Annotated in this window: 1 protein-coding gene; it reads right to left on the reverse strand. The window is 60.4% G+C overall.

Annotated elements, in window-relative coordinates:
• The coding region (locus tag QN347_RS20815) for an autotransporter-associated beta strand repeat-containing protein (RefSeq protein WP_323494549.1) at nt 1–240 on the reverse strand (240 nt) is incomplete at both ends.

Raw genomic sequence — 240 nt, forward strand, 5'->3', positions numbered from 1 at the left:
GCGCTACCCACGCTACCGCTGCTGCCACCAGCACCGAGCTGCAACGTGCCGGCGCTGATAGTGGTGAGCCCGCTGTAGCTATTGGCGGCACTCAAAGTCTGCGTGCCACTGCCGATTTTATTCAGAGCAATGGCGCTGAGCCCATCTTGTAAGTGCCCGGCGAAATTGACCGAACTATTGTCGCCGCCCGTGCTTAACTGCGCTGCGCTGGCACCGTTGTTACTGACCGTGCCTGCACTG

The sequence above is a fragment of the Sphingomonas sp. 10B4 genome (genome assembly GCF_035019905.1).
GTDB classification, from domain to species: domain Bacteria; phylum Pseudomonadota; class Alphaproteobacteria; order Sphingomonadales; family Sphingomonadaceae; genus Sphingomonas; species Sphingomonas glacialis.